Below are 16,302 nucleotides of genomic sequence, written 5' to 3' on the forward strand. Positions count from 1 at the left end.
CGCCCGAGGAGTTTCATGGCGGTGTTCTTCAAACGACTGTTTCAGGTGGTGGCAAGCCTTTTGGCTTTGGTGATCGTGATTGTCGCCGCCGCCGTCATCCTGATCGGCTATACCGATGCCGGCGCGAATTTCGCCGTCCGCCAGATCACCAAACGGATCGCCTCCCCGGATTTCGCCGTTCATGTGGGCAGGGTCAGCGCGCCGCTGACCGGCAATTTCACCGTCGACAGTGTTACCGTCTCCGATATCAAGGGCCCCTATGCCACAGTCGAGGGCATCGCGCTCGACTGGTCGCCGATGGCGCTGTTCAGGGGACGCTTTGCCGCAGAAAACTTGTCGGCGCGCACGGTTTCGCTTTCCCGTCTCCCCGTTCCCGGCAAGCCAGCGCCGGAGAAGACGCCGTCGAGCGGCGGCTTTTCCCTGCCGATCGGCATCGATATCGAAAAATTCGATTTCCCTGAGATCGACATCGCCGAAGCCGTGGCCGGCGAGGCCTATCCGCTTTCCGCCTCCGGCCATGTAAGCGCCGTTACCGACCGGATCTCGACCGCGCTCGACATCGAACATCGCGCCCGCGCCGGCACTTATGTGAAGGCCGATATCGATTATGCGCCGGACGAGAACCTCCTCGACATCACCGCCGAGGTGAACGAGCCGGAAGGCGGCATGGTCGCGACCCTGCTGAAGCTGCCCGGCACGCCGGCGCTCAACATCGCGATTGATGGCGACGGGCCGCTTTCGGACTGGAAGGGACGGCTGACGGCCGCGCTCTCCGGCGAGAAGCTCGGCGAGATCGATATCCGTCATCAGTTGAACGACAGGGACGAGCGCACCGTCACCGTGACCGGCCAGGGCGAATTCGCCGCGCTGACGCCGCCGGAATTCCAGTCATTGGTCGAGGGCCAGACCGGCATCGACGTTCAGGCAACGCTTTATCCCGGCGGGCGGATCGCGATCGGCAAGGGCCGGGTCGAGACCGGCAGTTTCGTGCTTAACGCCTCAGGCGCCTATGATCCCAAGGGCGAAAACGACCTCGACGTCACGCTTGACGGCGTCAATGACGGTTCCGTGCCGTTTTCCATGGCGATGGGCGATGACGGCACGCTTTCGCTCTCCTTGGAGAACGCCAGCCTCAGCTTGCACGGGGCAGCCGAAAGCGCGGACCTCTCGGCTTCGGTCACGCTCTCGCAGCTCTCCCTGCCGCAAGTCTCGACAAGCGGCGTTTCGCTGGCGGCAAACGGCAAGGGCTTCAACCTTGAAACCCGCACCGGCGCTTTCAATGCCGGGCTTACGGTTGAAAGCCTTGCGTTCCGCGACGAAAGCCTCGACCGGATGATCGAGGCGCCGCTTTCGCTCAAGACGCGGGTGACGCTCGCGAAAGGAAGCGTGAAGCTCGACGATATCGCGCTCGAAAGCGGCAGCATCGGCGCCACCGCCAATGTCGATTATGATCTTGGGTCGCAGGAAGCGACCGGCCACGCCAGACTGTTCGTGCTCGCCGACGCGCTTCCCGACGCGGCCGCCGGCCTGATCGACGACATGACCCGGATCGAGAGCGATTTCTTCCTCTCGACCGCGTCCGGCGCCGTGGCGCTCTCCAATCTCAAGGTGGAAAACGGACTGCTGACCGCCGGCGGCGATGTCCGCGTCACCGGGGGGACGATCGACGCGACGCTGAAGGCGACGGTCGCCGAACTCGGACGGCTCGCGCCGCAGGTCAAGGGGTCGACCGTGCTTGACGCCACGATCGGCGGCGACCTGACCGCACCCGAAATCGACGCCACGGTCAAAGCGGACAGTCTCGACATCACCGGCGAGACGCTCAAGGACTTTGTGGCGACGATCAAGGGCAAGGCGGACATGTCGGCCCCCTCCGGCGCGCTTACCGCAAAGGGCAGCTATGCCGGCGCACCGCTTTCGCTGTCGGCAAATGTCACCTCCAATGACGGCCAGATCGAGATCGCGGGCATTGATGGCGCGGTGGGCAAAAACACGCTTTCCGGCGACATCATCCTCAACAGCAAGTTCCAGCCCGCCGGCGGCATCAGCTTCGATTTCCCGGATCTGAAACTGCTCGCCGGCCTTGCCGGCCAAAAGGCCGAAGGCGCGATCTCCGGCCGCGTCGAGCTCGACAACGCCAATGACAGGCTGGGCCTATCGATCGACGCCAGAAGCGACAGCATCACCACCAACGGCGTAACCGCAAGAAATCTCGACGCCGACATGACGGTCGCCGATGTCGCCGCGCTGAAGGCCAGCGGCAAGATCACGCTCGGTTCCGTCGCCGTTGCCGGACAGACTATTACCGATATCACGCTTTCGGCCAGCAACCAGGACACGACCACAAATTTCGACCTTGCTGCCCGCTATGACGGACAGCCGGTATCGCTGGAAGCGGCAGTGAACCGGGGAGATACGCTCACGGTCGACCTCAAGCGCCTGGAAGGCTCGCCGATGGGCCTCGGCCTTCGACTGCTCGAACCCGGGCGGATCACCATGGCCAACGGCACGACGAATATCGAAAGCCTCAGAATCGGGATCGGCGGCGGCACTGTGGCCCTGAGCGGCAGCGTCGGCGACAGGCTGAATCTTACGGCCAACATCAACGGCGTTTCCGCCGCGATCGCCAATCAGTTCGTTCCCTCGCTCGGCGCCAGCGGCACGATATCGGGCACGATAACGGCGGGAGGCACCACGGCGAACCCCACGGCCGACTACAATCTCCGCCTCGACAACGGCAATCTGGCCCAGACGAGCGCGCTTGGCGGGCAGCCATTCAACGTCACCACCACCGGCCGCTATGACGGCAGTCAGGTTACGACCGACACCACGATCACCAATGCGCAGGGCATCAACGCGCGCGCGACCGGCTCGGTCGGGCTCACCGGCAACAGGCCGCTGAACCTGTCGATCAATGGTCGCCTGCCGATGCAGATCGCCGCTGCACTTGCCGCAAATTCCGGTTTCGCCATTTCCGGCAATGCGGATGTCAATATGACGGTGGGCGGCACGCTGACGAGCCCGAGCTATTCCGGCGGCGTCGACCTCGCCATCAGCGCGCTGACCGACATCAGGCGCGGCATTTCGCTCAACGATATCGGCGGGCGCATCGCGCTGTCCGGGGACCGGGTGCAGATCGACGGCATCACCGGCAGACTTGCCGCCGGCGGTACGCTCACGATCAGCGGCAGCGTCGGACTGACCGGCGGCTTTCCCGCATCGCTCAAGCTCGTGGCCGACAATGCGGTCATCAATGACGGACGATTGCTGACGACCACGGCAAACGGAACATTGACGCTGGAAGGACCGATCCTGACCCAGCCGACGCTTGCCGGACGGTTGACGCTTGCCCGCACGGCGATCGTGATCCCCGACCGGCTGCCGGCGTCGATATCGCAGATCGACATCGTGCATCAGGACGCGTCGAAGGCCGTGCTCAGGCAGGCGGAGGAACTTTCTCCGCCTCAGGCCAGCGAAGCGCGCACCACCATGGCGCTCGATCTCACCATCTCGGCCCCGAACGCGATCTTCGTGCGCGGGCGCGGCGTCGATGCCGAGCTTGGCGGCAATGTGCGGATCACCGGCACGACCCAGAACCCGGTTGTCAGCGGCGGTTTCGACCTGATTCGCGGCCGGCTTTCGATCCTCAACCGGCGGCTTGATTTCACGCAAGGGCGGATCACCTTCGGCGGCGCGTTGATCCCGATGATCGATCTGAGGGCCAACACCAATGCCGGCGCCACCGCTATCACCATCGCCCTTGAAGGCGTGGCCAACGACCCGCAGGTGAAGCTGAGTTCGACGCCGGCGCTGCCGGATGACGAAATCCTGGCGCAGTTGCTGTTCAACCAGTCCTCATCCCAGCTCTCGGCGCTTCAGATCGCCCAGCTCGCCGATGCCGTCATTCAGTTGACGGGCGGGACCGATCAGTCGCTGTTCGGCTCGATCCGCGACGTGCTCGGCGTCGACAATCTCGACCTGACCACGGACTCCACCGGCAACACTGCCGTCAGCGTCGGAAAGTACCTCAACAGCAACACCTATCTCGAAATCGAGCAGAGCCGGGATACCGGCACGCGGGCGAGTGTCAACATCGATATCGGCCGCAACTTTATCCTGAAGGGAGCCGCCGGATCGCGGGGCGAGGCTTCCGGCGGCATCTTTTACGAAAAGGAATACTAGACGTCAGGCAAGAGGCGGTTTCGAACGTCCGGGTGCGTCAACACAGTGAATGTGAAGCATCGGGTGCTGTTCGCCCGTTGCCATGCTATCCGTCGGCAGTTGAAAAGATGGCGATAACATGGCAATCGGATAGGTAGAGCCGTCTCAAGGCGACGGCACCGTCCGATATCAGGAGGCATGCCCTTGACCAGCGAGCATAGCGCGCCCGAAGCAGCGGGGCAGCCCTCCCTTATCGCCTTCGTCAGACGCGAGCGCGTGCTCGGGATTGCCATTATCACCAGCATCATCGCCCTCCTGTTCGAAGACAGGCTGTTTCACGACATGGGCCATCCGCTGAAGCTCACCTTTCTGCTCGCCTGGTTCTTTTTCGTGATCCTGGCATCCGCCGTCGGCGTCGTGCGTCACGCGGAGGCGATTTCCGGGCGGCTGGGTGAGCCCTTCGGCACGCTGGTGCTGACGTTGTCGATCACCGGCATCGAAGTTTTGAGCATCACCGCGGTAATGCTGAACGGTGAGAACAACCCCGCCTTGGTGCGTGATACGCTGTTTTCGGTGGTGATGATCATCATGGGTGGCATGTTGGGCATTTCGCTGCTGCTCGGCGCGCTGCGCCATCGCGAGCTGACCTTCAACCTGCAGGGCGCCAACGCCTATCTGGGCGTGATCATTCCGCTCGCCGTGTTCAGCCTGATCCTGCCCAACTTCACCCGCTCCACCGAAGGGCCGACCCTGAGCGACCTGCAAAAGGTGATGCTCGGCCTGATGGCGGCGGGGCTCTATCTGATTTTCCTGATGATGCAGACCGGGCGGCATCGCGGCTATTTCGCCCAGCCGGAAGAAGACGGGGCGCCCACCGAAGAACACAAAAAGCCTTCGGGGCCGCTCTGGCTGAGCGTCATCCTGTTGTTTTGCTACATCCTGCCGGTGGTCTATCTCGTCGAGCAGCTCGCCAAGCCGGTCGACTATATCATCGAGACCCGCGGCGCGCCCGGCGTGATCGGCGGGGTGCTGATGGCCATCCTGGTCACCACGCCGGAAGGCATCGGCGGGGTCAAGGCCGCGTTGAACAAGCGTCTGCAATCCTCCGTGAATATATTCCTCGGATCGGTGCTCGCCACGATCGGGCTGACCGTTCCGATCATGCTCGCGGTCTCCAGCGCGCTCGGCCTCAACCTGCAGCTCGGCCTCGCGCCGACGGACGCGCTGCTTCTGGTGCTGATCCTTGTCGTCAGCATTGTCACATTTTCCAGCGGGCGCACCAACCTGTTGCAGGGCGCGGTGCATTTCCTGCTCTTCGTTGCCTTCCTTCTCCTGATCTACAGGGGATAACCGAAAGGACCGCCCGACAGATGTCAAAAGCAAGCCAATGCCTGAAACGCTACCGTTGGGGCCTTCTTTTTTCAGTGTTGTTTGTCGCAGTGTGCGGATCGGCCATTCCCTCCTTCAGCCAGCAGACCGGCGAACCGCTGCAGATCAGGGTCGGCTACCGCGTGCTGCCGCCGTTCATCACCAGGCAGGACGACGGCACCATAACGGGCATGGCGAGCGAACTCTGGCGGGAGATCGAGGAAGGCTTCAACATCGATCCGACCTATGTCGAATATGAAACCGTCGCCGACCTGCTCGCGGCGACGGCGGCGAGAGAGGTCGATGTGGCGGTCGGCGCGATTTCGATTACCGAGGAGCGCGCGGAACTGGTCGATTTCACCCAGCCCTGGTTCGATTCCGGTCTGCGCATCATGATCGATAACCGGACCACGTCTTCCCTTGTGAATGTCTGGAACGGTCTCGCCGAGGCCGGTTACCTGCGATACTACGCCTGGCTGCTCGTGTTCATCCTGCTCGGCACGATCGGGCTGACAGTATTCGACCGCCATTTCGACAAGAATTTTCCCAGGCGCTGGCGCGAAGGCATAGCCGAAAGTTTCTATGCCGTGATGCTGGTGGTGACCAGGGGCACGCTTCCGGGCCGCGCCAAGCTTTTCGGCTGGTACGGCAAGATTTTCTCGGCCTTCTGGCTGATCATCGGCATTGCCGTCGTTGCCTACATCACCTCATCGGTCACCAGCGTGATGACCAGCATCGCGATCACCGGCAGCATTACCGGGCCCGATGACCTGCCGGGCCGCACCGTCGGCGTCTTCAGGGGGTCGACCGCCGAAAACCGGATGCGCCGCAACGGCGTCGATTTCATCACCTATACCGGCATGGACGACGCCGTCGCGGCGCTGCGCGGCGCCGAGATCGACGCGATCGTCGGCGATGCGCCGGTGCTGGAATATTACAAGGCGCAAAATCCCGAACTCGGCCTCGATGTCGTCGGCCGTATCTTCGCCCCCGACAAGTTCGGCTTCGCCCTGCCCTATGGCCAGGACACGCTGATCCAGCCGATCACGGTGCGCCTTCTGGCGCTGCAGGAAGACGGCGTGGTGCGCAACCTGGCGCAGCAGTATTTCGGCAATGAGCGTTAACGAGGATTCCGAGGCGGCGGCGCTTGCCGCGTGAGAAACCGCCGCCTTGAAATCGCATTCGGCCTGTCCCAAGTCAGATGGAAAATTGAAATCCCTCATGCACAGCAGACCGCCTTCCCGCGGGCCTGCGCAATTCATTTTCCATTACGGGAGACAACGATGGCTGACAAAATCGCCGACAAGGCCGGCACATTTTCCATCGGCGGCAAGCTGAAGGTCAATCGCCTCGGCTATGGCGCCATGCGGATCACCGGAAAGGGCATCTGGGGCGAGCCGGATGACCGCCAAGGCGCGCTGGCCACCCTGAAGCGCCTGCCGGAACTCGGCGTCGATTTCATCGATACCGCCGACAGCTACGGTCCCGACATCTCCGAATGGCTGATCAAGGAAGCGCTCCATCCCTATAACGAGGTAAGGATCGCCACCAAGGGCGGGCTGACCCGCACCGGGCCGAATGTCTGGATTCCGGTTGGCCGGCCGGAATATTTGCGCCAGCAGGTTCACAAGAGCCTGCGCAATCTGGGCGTCGAACAGATCGACCTCTGGCAGCTTCACCGCATCGACGACAAGGTGCCCGCCGACGAACAGTTCGGCGCGATCAAAGAGTTTCTCGATGAGGGCCTGATCGCCCATGCCGGTCTATCCGAGGTGTCGGTCGCCGAAATCGAGGCCGCCAACAAAATCTTCCCCGTCGCCACCGTTCAGAACCGCTACAACCTTGTTGACCGCACCAGCGAAGACGTTCTGGACTACTGCGCGGCAAACAATATCGGCTTCATTCCGTGGTTCCCGCTGGCCGCCGGCGACCTCGCCAACCCGGGCTCGCTGCTGGATGAGATCGCCAAAAAGCACGACGCGGCGCCGAGCCAGATCGCGCTTGCCTGGGTGCTTAAGCGCAGCCCGGTCATGCTGCCGATCCCCGGCACCTCCAAGGTCAAGCATCTGGAGGAGAATGTCGCGGCGGCAAACATCACGCTGTCGGACGAGGAGTTTGCAGCCCTTGATTCCGAGGGCAAGAAGGCCTTCGAAAAGGCGGCCTGATCCGCGACCTCGAAAAGCCACAGCGCCGCCGGCTGCATTTTCGCCTTGCCGGCGGCGGAAATATCGTCAACCCTGACGAAAAAGGGGATTTCCTGCCATGAAATACGTCAAGCTCGGCCGCACCGGCCTCGATGTCTCCCGCCTTTGCCTTGGCTGCATGACCTATGGCGCGCCCGACAAGGGCAGCCACCCATGGTCGCTTGGCGAAGAGGAAAGCCGACCCTTCATCCGCAAGGCGGTGGAGGACGGGATCAACTTCTTTGACACCGCCAATGTCTATTCCGCCGGCACCTCGGAGGAGATCGTCGGCCGCGCGCTGAAGGACTTCGCCCGGCGCGAGGAGGTCGTGCTGGCCACCAAGGTTCACGGCAGGATGCATGAGGGCCCCAACGGCGCGGGCCTTTCGCGCAAGGCGATCATGCAGGAAATCGACAATTCGCTGCGCAGGCTCGGCACCGATTATGTCGACCTCTACCAGATCCACCGTTTCGACTACGACGTCCCGATCGAGGAAACGCTGGAAGCGCTCCACGACGTGGTGAAGGCCGGCAAGGCGCGCTATATCGGCGCCTCCTCCATGCATGCCTGGCAGTTCGCCACCATGCTCGCCACCCAGAAGGCCAATGGCTGGACGCGGTTTTCGACCATGCAGAACTACGTCAACCTGCTCTATCGCGAGGAAGAGCGGGAGATGCTGCCGTTGTGTGAGGCCGAGGGCATCGGCGTCATTCCGTGGAGCCCGATGGCGCGCGGCCGCCTGACCCGGCCCTTCGACACCGCAACCAACCGCACCGAGACCGACGAATTCGGCAAGTCCCTGTTTGCCGAAACCGCCGAGGCCGACCGCAAGGTGGTTGAGGCCGTCGAGGCGATCGCCAAGGAACGCAGCGTGCCGATGGCTGAGGTGGCGCTTGCCTGGGTGCTGTCGAAAAAGGTCGTCTCCGCGCCGATCATCGGCGCCTCCAAGCCGCATCACCTGGATGATGCCGCGGGCGCGCTGGAACTGTCTCTTACCGATGATGAGATTTCGCGGCTTGAGGCGCCCTATATCCCCCACCGCGTCATGGGTTTCAAATAATGTCCCCCCGCGTCGTTGCCTCCGGTTTCTGGCACCGGTCAGGCCGCGCCGAAGACCGGTGGCGAAAGTGATTGCGCCCGCCGGTTGAGCCCGGGGGAACTTTCGTGTTAGTAAACCGTTAACCATCAGATGTGTCCCGCCTCCGGCAGGACACTGGCGGGGTGGCTTTGTCCTGGCACGGGGAGGGTGTCATGACATGACGCGCGCGCGGAACGTTTTACCGTTCGTCTGTGCGCCGGAAGGCCCCCGCCACCTCTTCCCTCGTGGGTTCCGGCTTCGGCCGGGGAACAGTCCCGCCCGCCGCTTGCGCGGCATGCCCTCCCGAAAAACGTTCACTGCGGTGGCCACGCCGCCGCGCCTTCAGGCAATTCCGCCTGAGCGCAGTTTATCGGAGGAGATAACATGCAGAAGACAGCTTTCATCCTGGCCTCGCTGATGGCGACCACGGCGCTGCCCGCGACCGGTTATGCCGCCACGGAACTGACGATGTGGTATCACGGCGCCGGCAACGAGACGGAATCGAGTATTCTGAAAAACATCGTTTCCGACTTCAACGAAAGCCAGGATGACTGGGAGGTGGTGCTCGAAAGCTTCCCCGAGAATTCCTACAACGACTCCGTGACGGCCGCCGCACTCGCTGGCAATCTGCCGGATATTATCGATGTCGATGGCCCGATCATGCCGAACTGGGCATGGTCCGGCTACATGCAGCCGCTGCCGATCGACAAGGCCAAGCTCGACGGCTTCCTGCCGGGCGCGATCGGCGAATGGGACGGCCAGATCTATTCCGTCGGCCTGTGGGACGCGGCGCTGGCGATGATGACCCGCCAGTCCTATCTCGACAAATACGACATCCGCAAGCCGACGCTGGAAGAGCCGTGGACAGCGGAGGAATTCGACGACATTCTCGTCAAGCTGAAGGAGAGCGGCGATTTCGAATATCCGCTGAACCTCGGCATGGCGGATGCGGGCGAGTGGTACACCTATGCCTTCCTGCCCTTCCTGCAATCCTTCGGCGGCGACCTTATCGACCGCTCCGACTACCAGAGCGCCGAGGGCGTGCTGAACGGCGAGGCGGCGATTGCCTTTGGCGAATGGTGGCAGTCGCTGTTCGAGCGCGGCCTCGCGCCCGGACCGAGCCAGGACCCGGCCGACCATCAGAGCGGCTTCATCAACGGCGACTACGCCATCGACTGGAACGGAAACTGGACGGCGCGCGCCAAGCTCGACGCCTTTGATGACGTGGTCTTCCTGCCCGCCCCCGATTTCGGCGAGGGACCGAAGATCGGCGCGGCGAGCTGGCAGCTCGGCATCTCGGAATCTTCCGAACATCCCGAGGGGGCGGCGGCCTTTATCGAATTCGCGATTCAGGACCAGTATCTGGCGGATTTCTCCAACGGTATCGGTCTCGTGCCGGCCACGCAGGCTGCCGCCGATATGTCGGACTTCTACAAGGAAGGCGCACCGCTTGCCGTGTTCTACGGCCTGTCGGATGCGCAGGGAACGCTGCGTCCGGTCACGCCCGGCTATGTGGTGGAGACCAGCGTGTTCCAGAAGGCGATCGCCGATATCGCCAATGGCGCGGACGTCGCCGATACGCTCGATGGCGCGGTCGACGAGATCGACACCGACATCGACCGCAACCAGGGCTACGGCCACGGCGGTTAAGGGGGACAAGGGGCCGGCTTCGGCCGGCCCTTTTGGTTTGCCTGGGAGGTGGCTTGCTCCAACCAATCTCCCCCTTCCGGGACGAGACGATTTTGGTGAATTTGCAGAACAGCGGCTGTGCGATGCCCCTCCTCCTCTCCGGGTCATCCTCGGGCTTGACCCGAGGATCCATTCCCACGACGGAGATTGCCGCCTGGACCCTCGGGTCAAGCCCGAGGGTGACGCGGAGTAAATGGCGGGCGTTTGTCGTCCGACATAGAGCGAATGATGTTGGGAAATCAAGCACGCCCGGGGCGAAAGACAGGACAGACACATGAGCCGGAAACTGACGGAAAACAACGGGGCCGGGTGGGCGTTTGCGGCCCCTTCAATCCTGCTCATCGGCCTGTTCATCATCCTTCCGTTCTTTCTGGCGATCGCATTCTCGCTCACCGACCAGCGGCTGATCTCGCCAAACCCGACCCGCTATGTCGGCGCGGAGAACTATCGCGACCTGCTGGGCCTCAATGTCATCAAGCTGGAACCGGAAATCGCCGATGACGGCTCATTGGCGCGCGACAAGGACGGCAATCTCGAATATCCGCGCGTGCGCTCCCTCACCCGTTCCGACGATTACCCGCAATATCGCGGCATGCGCGAATGGTTCCGCGTCCATGCCGGAAACACCGCCTATGTGGTGGTGGCGCGCGACGTGGTGTTCATGCGCGCGCTGGTCAACACGCTGATCTTCGTCGCGGTCACCGCGCCCGTGCAGGCCGGGCTGGCGCTGGGGCTCGCGCTTCTGATCAACCAGCGATTACGCGGCGTCAATGTGTTCCGGGCCGTGTTCTTCATGCCGGTCGTGGTCTCGATCGTGGTCGTGTCGCTGCTCTGGCGGTTTATCTATGACGGCAATGACGGGCTTTTGAACGCGCTGTTATCCGGCCTGACCTTCGGCCTGTTCCAGCCGGTGGACTGGCTCGGCAATACCCATACCGCGCTCGGCTCGATCATCGCGATGTCGATCTGGCAGGCGGTCGGCTTCCACATGGTGATCTGGCTTGCCGGTCTCCAGACCATACCGCCGACGCTCTACGAGGCAGCCGCGATCGAGGGGTCGTCGAAATGGCAGACCTTCCGCTACGTCACCTGGCCGGGGCTGCGCAACACCGCCGTGCTGGTGCTGGTGGTGATCACCATGCAGGCCTTCGCCGTGTTCGCCCAGATCGACGTGATGACCAAGGGCGGACCGCTCGACAGCACCCAGACGCTGGTGTTCCAGGCCGTCGAGCGCGGCTATGGGCGGCAGGATATTTCCGGCGGCTCCACCATCTCGGTCGTGCTGTTCGTGCTGGTGCTCGCGATCTCGCTGGCGCAGCGCTATTTCACGCGGGAAAGGAACTGAGCCATGGCCGCGATCACTTACGACAATCACGGTCTCAGGCTCGCCGTCCGCTATCTGGTCCTGGTGCTGGTGGCGCTGGTGTTCCTGCTGCCGCTCCTGTTCATGGTGATGTCGTCGCTGAAGCCCGACAACCAGCTTCTGAACGACACGTCCTCGCTGCGCGCCTTCCTGCCGGTCGGCGATATCAGCCTCGAGAATTATGCCGGCGCGTTCCGTCGCGCGCCGATCGGGCTGTTCGTGTTCAATTCGGTGATGGTGACCACGATCACGGTGCTGGCCTCGCTGTTCCTCTGCTCGCTCGGGGCGTTTTCCTTCACCTTCGTCCGGTGGCGCGGCAATGCGGTGGTGCTGTCAATCGTGCTCGCCACACTGATCATTCCGTTCGAGACCATCGCGATCCCGCTGCTTCTATTCGTCTCGCGCCTGCCCTGGATCGGCCTCGATGGATTTTCCTGGGGCTGGCTCAACACCTACCGCGTCCAGATCATTCCCTGGATCGCCGATGCGCTGACGATCTTCCTGTTCGTGCAGTATTTCAAGGATCTGCCGCGCGAGCTGATCGAGGCCGCGCGCGCGGAAGGAGCGAGCTGGTGGCAGATCTACCGCCGGGTGGTGATGCCGCTCTCCGGACCGGTGATCGCCACCGCCGCCATCCTGAAGGCATTGAAAATGTACAATGAACAATATCTCTGGCCGCTGATCGTGGTGCAGGACGAGGCCCACCGGCCGATCATGGTCGGGCTCGGCTATTTCTTCCAGCTCAACGTGCCGTGGGGCGAGGTCATGGCCTATCTGTCGCTGATCACCGTGCCCGTGCTGGCGTTCTATCTGGTGCTGCAACGCGCATTCATCGCATCGATCGCGTCGACCGGCGTGAAGGGCTGAGGGAGAATGAAATGGCAGAACTGTCGCTCAAATCGGTCCGCAAATCCTACGGCAAGGTCGAGGTCATCAAGGGCGTCGATCTCGATATCAAGGATGGCGAGTTCGTCGTGTTCGTCGGCCCCTCGGGCTGCGGCAAGTCCACGCTGCTCAGAATGATCGCGGGGCTGGAGGACATCACCGGCGGCACGCTCGAGATTGGCGGAAGGACGGTCAACGACCTGCAGCCGAAGGAGCGCGGCATCGCCATGGTGTTCCAGACCTATGCGATCTTCCCGCACATGTCGGTGCGCGAAAACGTCGCCTTCGGGCTGACGATCGCCGGCGTGCCGAAGAAGGAGAAGGAAGAGGCGGTGAGCCGTGCCGCGCGCATCCTGCAGATGGAGCACCTCCTCGACCGCCGTCCCTCGCAGCTTTCCGGAGGCCAGCGCCAGCGCGTGGCGATCGGCCGCGCGATCGTGCGCAATCCGGCGGTGTTCCTGTTCGATGAGCCGCTCTCCAATCTCGATGCGGCGCTCCGGATGGACATGCGCATGGAGATCGGCAAGCTGCACAACCAGCTCGACGCCACCATGATCTACGTGACCCACGACCAGGTCGAGGCGATGACGCTCGCCGACCGGATCGTGGTGCTGAAGGATGGCGTGGTCCAGCAGGTCGGCACGCCGATGGAGCTTTACCACGAGCCCGCCAACCTGTTCGTCGCCGGCTTCATCGGCTCGCCCTCGATGAATTTCATGGATGTCGATATCGTCGAGGCCACCGGCGAAGGCATCACCGTCAGGTCGGAGGCGCTCGACCCGGTCACCATTCCGAAGACACGCTTCGACTTCGCCGGCAGGACCACGGCCCGGCTGGGTCTCCGTCCGCAGTATCTCGATGTCGTGGAAAGCGGCACGGCGGGCGGGCTGCACGGCAAGGTCACGCTGGTGGAACGGCTCGGCACCGAAACCGTGATCAATGTCGAGCTCACCCGCGGCGGCCGCATTGTCGCAGCGCTCGCCGAAGATCGCCCGCTTGCGACCGGCAGCGAGATCACGCTGGTCTTCGATCCGGAAAAGGCGCATCTGTTTCCGGTGGAAAGCGAGGCCCGCGAGACTTCAGCCTGAGCGAGCGCCAGGGCGTCGGGAATGCGAAATTCGCCTTCCCGCCGGCTCGGCTCAGCGCGGCGCGAGCCTGCCGATGAGAGCGTTGACCAAGTGCGCCATTTCCATGCCCGCGGAAAAATTGAACTGATTGATGGCGATGAACACGCCAACGCCGCGCGACGGCGCAAAGGCGACGTAACTGAACACGCCATTGGTGCCGCCGGCCTTCTGGATGATGAGCGGGCGATCACCTTCCGGCATCATGATCACCCATCCAAGCCCCATGGCGTTCATATGGCCCGATTCATCCATGCCGATGACCGGGTTCAGGCCGTCGCGCATCAGCCAGGCCGCATGGCTGATGGCGCGGACTTCGGCGTCATCCTTTCCGAAACGGTCGAGATTCCATTGCAGGTACCGCACCATGTCGTTGGCCGTGGTGTAGAGGCCAGACGCCCCCTGGCGGTTTTCGATCGGTTCGCCAGGGTCGATTTCATTGCCGTTCCAGTCATAACCGGTCATGGCGTTTTCGCCCGTGAGCCGGTCGTAGCTCGTCGACATGAGACCGATCCGGTCAAGAACGCCGGCTTTGAGCAGAGCCGCATAGTCTTGCCCGCCAATGTCGGCAAGCGCCATCGCCAGCACGTCGAAGCCGACGTTGGAATAGGCGATGCCGCTGCCCGGCGCGAACAACAGCGGATCGGCCGAAAGATTGGCGGCGAAGGATTCATCGCTGTATCTTTCGACGCCTTCGACCTCGACGAGTTCGCGCGGCAGGCCGCTCGAATGGGTGGCAAGGTCGATCAGCCGGATTTCCCGGCCGTCCATCGCAGGCAGCGCATCGACTACGCGCGCATGCGCGCCGACGGGGTCGGTGAGCGAGACGGCGCCATCCGCGGCAAGCGTTGCGAGGGAGAGGCCGGTAAAGGTCTTGGTCACCGACCCGACGCCAATCTTGGTGTCGCCATCCGGCTCCCGCCCGCTGCCCTTGGCGATCTCGCCGAAGCCGAAGACGACGCTCTCGCCGCCGCGAACCGCCGCGATGACGAGGCCCGGCACGCCGGTGTCGAGGTGGAAGATCTGACCCGTAAACTCGACGGCCTCATCAAGTATCGGATCGCTGGCGGCGGCGGGCGTTGCCGCCAGAAGTGCGATTGCTGCAAAGGCGTATCTCATTTGAGTTCCAATCTTATTTTTTCAAAAGGCGCGCTGTCGCAGAGGATCCGTCCCGGAGCCCCTCCCCCATCAGGCTGATAAGCTCAAGCTAACACACTTCGCGACGAAATGCCGGAAAACCGCGCGGGGCGCGCCCGCCGCGCATCCGGCAGTTTTCAAAGGCCCGTGTCCCGGTGGCCGGAACAAGATGCCCGCCTTATCGCTTTAGCAGGAAGACAGGCGCGGAGGCCGCGCGAGATTTGCAAACGGAAGGACAGGCTCATGGCCGGCACGAAAGCACCCGTAGGACAGGTTCAGGACCGCCAACCCGGTTCGGAAGAGGAAATGCACCCGCAGCCCGACTATATGCCGCGCTTTGCGGGCTCCGACCGGCTGAAGGACAAGGTCGTCATCATCACCGGCGGCGATTCCGGCATCGGGCGGGCGACGTCCATCCTGTTCGCCCGCGAGGGCGCGAAGCTCGCCATCCATTACAAGGAGGAGGACGAGGATGCCGAGATCACGCTGAAACAGGTCAAGGAAGAGGGCGGAGAGGCCTTTCTTTTCGCCGGCGATATCGGCGATCCGAAAACCTCCGAGAAACTGGTCGGCAAGACCATCGAACGGTTCGGCAGGCTCGACGTGGTGGTCAACAACGCCGCCGAACAGCACGCCCAGGATGACATCGCCGATATTACCGAGGAGCAGCTCACCCGCACCTTCAAGACCAATATTTTCGGCGCATTCCACCTGTTGAAGGCCGCGCGGCCGCATCTGAAGTCCGGCGCGTCGATCATTCTGGTGACGTCTGTCACCGCCTATCGCGGCCAGTCGCTGCTCATCGACTATTCCTCGACCAAGGGCGCGCTGCTGTCGCTGATCCGGGCGCTGTCCGGCAATCTCGCTTCCGAGAACATTCGCGTCAACGGCGTTGCGCCCGGCCCGATCTGGACCCCGCTGATCCCGGCCTCCTTCCCCAAGGAGAAGGTCGAATCATTCGGAAAGAGCGCGCCGCTCGGGCGCCCGGGTCAGCCAAACGAGGTCGCGCCCAGCCTGCTGTTCCTCGCCTGCGAGGATTCTTCCTATATTAGCGGCCAGGTGCTCCACCCCAATGGTGGGGAGCTTGTCGGCGGATAATCTCCGTGTTGCGCAAAAACATCATCGCCCATTGTTTCAGTGCGGACGCAAAACCCGTGCTCGTGCTGAAATAGTCCGTCTGCTATGCAGATTACCGAAGAGCAATGACGCGTTGGGGTAGACTTTGCCTAAGTAATACCGGTCTCGATCCAGTTTCACCTGTGCGGCTGAGCAGCATGACGCTGCCGGCTGTATCTTATGTCCGTCAGGTGGCTG

The 16,302-nt window shown here is 62.9% G+C and carries 11 protein-coding genes; 10 read left to right on the forward strand and 1 reads right to left on the reverse strand.

Features of this window, described 5'->3' with window-relative positions; translation table 11 throughout:
* Positions 1-15 precede the first annotated feature (15 nt).
* The 9 genes from K7H91_RS15105 (at position 16) to K7H91_RS15145 (ending at position 13,815) form a co-directional block, all read left to right on the forward strand.
* Positions 16-4,182: a translocation/assembly module TamB domain-containing protein gene (locus tag K7H91_RS15105; protein ID WP_230721100.1), complete on the forward strand. Its 4,167-nt coding sequence runs from the start codon at positions 16-18 to the stop codon at positions 4,180-4,182.
* 177 nt (positions 4,183-4,359) lie between these two features.
* Positions 4,360-5,511: a calcium:proton antiporter gene (locus tag K7H91_RS15110; RefSeq protein WP_230721101.1), complete on the forward strand. Its 1,152-nt coding sequence runs from the start codon at positions 4,360-4,362 to the stop codon at positions 5,509-5,511.
* 20 nt (positions 5,512-5,531) lie between these two features.
* On the forward strand, positions 5,532-6,653 hold the full coding sequence (locus K7H91_RS15115; RefSeq protein ID WP_230721102.1) for a transporter substrate-binding domain-containing protein: 1,122 nt from the start codon (positions 5,532-5,534) through the stop codon (positions 6,651-6,653).
* A gap of 159 nt (positions 6,654-6,812) precedes the next feature.
* Positions 6,813-7,694 (forward strand): aldo/keto reductase, encoded by an 882-nt coding sequence (locus tag K7H91_RS15120; protein ID WP_230721103.1) that lies wholly within the window; start codon positions 6,813-6,815, stop codon positions 7,692-7,694.
* 97 nt (positions 7,695-7,791) lie between these two features.
* On the forward strand, positions 7,792-8,772 hold the full coding sequence (locus K7H91_RS15125) for an aldo/keto reductase (protein ID WP_230721104.1): 981 nt from the start codon (positions 7,792-7,794) through the stop codon (positions 8,770-8,772).
* Between the two features lie 402 nt (positions 8,773-9,174).
* Complete coding sequence (locus K7H91_RS15130; RefSeq protein ID WP_230721105.1) at positions 9,175-10,440, forward strand: ABC transporter substrate-binding protein; 1,266 nt, start codon at positions 9,175-9,177, stop codon at positions 10,438-10,440.
* Positions 10,441-10,753: 313 nt separating this feature from the next.
* A complete protein-coding gene (locus K7H91_RS15135; protein ID WP_230721106.1) occupies positions 10,754-11,824 on the forward strand; it encodes a carbohydrate ABC transporter permease in 1,071 nt (356 codons plus the stop codon).
* A 3-nt stretch (positions 11,825-11,827) separates the two neighbouring features.
* Positions 11,828-12,709: a carbohydrate ABC transporter permease gene (locus K7H91_RS15140; RefSeq protein WP_230721107.1), complete on the forward strand. Its 882-nt coding sequence runs from the start codon at positions 11,828-11,830 to the stop codon at positions 12,707-12,709.
* 11 nt (positions 12,710-12,720) lie between these two features.
* Positions 12,721-13,815 carry an ABC transporter ATP-binding protein gene (locus K7H91_RS15145; RefSeq protein ID WP_230721108.1) on the forward strand — a complete coding sequence of 365 codons (1,095 nt, stop codon included), beginning with the start codon at positions 12,721-12,723 and terminating at the stop codon, positions 13,813-13,815.
* A 51-nt stretch (positions 13,816-13,866) separates the two neighbouring features.
* Here the strand turns inward: K7H91_RS15145 and ampH are convergent, their stop codons facing one another.
* Positions 13,867-14,970 (reverse strand): D-alanyl-D-alanine-carboxypeptidase/endopeptidase AmpH, encoded by a 1,104-nt coding sequence (gene ampH / locus K7H91_RS15150; RefSeq protein WP_230721109.1) that lies wholly within the window; start codon positions 14,968-14,970, stop codon positions 13,867-13,869.
* Between the two features lie 261 nt (positions 14,971-15,231).
* On the opposite strand from ampH, the gene K7H91_RS15155 reads away from it, so the two are divergent.
* Positions 15,232-16,086, forward strand: coding sequence for an SDR family oxidoreductase (locus K7H91_RS15155; RefSeq protein ID WP_230721110.1), 855 nt, complete (start codon positions 15,232-15,234; stop codon positions 16,084-16,086).
* The last annotated feature ends 216 nt before the right edge of the window (positions 16,087-16,302 follow it).

Origin of the sequence: Martelella mediterranea, assembly GCF_021021415.1 — a bacterium.
Lineage (GTDB): Bacteria > Pseudomonadota > Alphaproteobacteria > Rhizobiales > Rhizobiaceae > Martelella > Martelella mediterranea_C.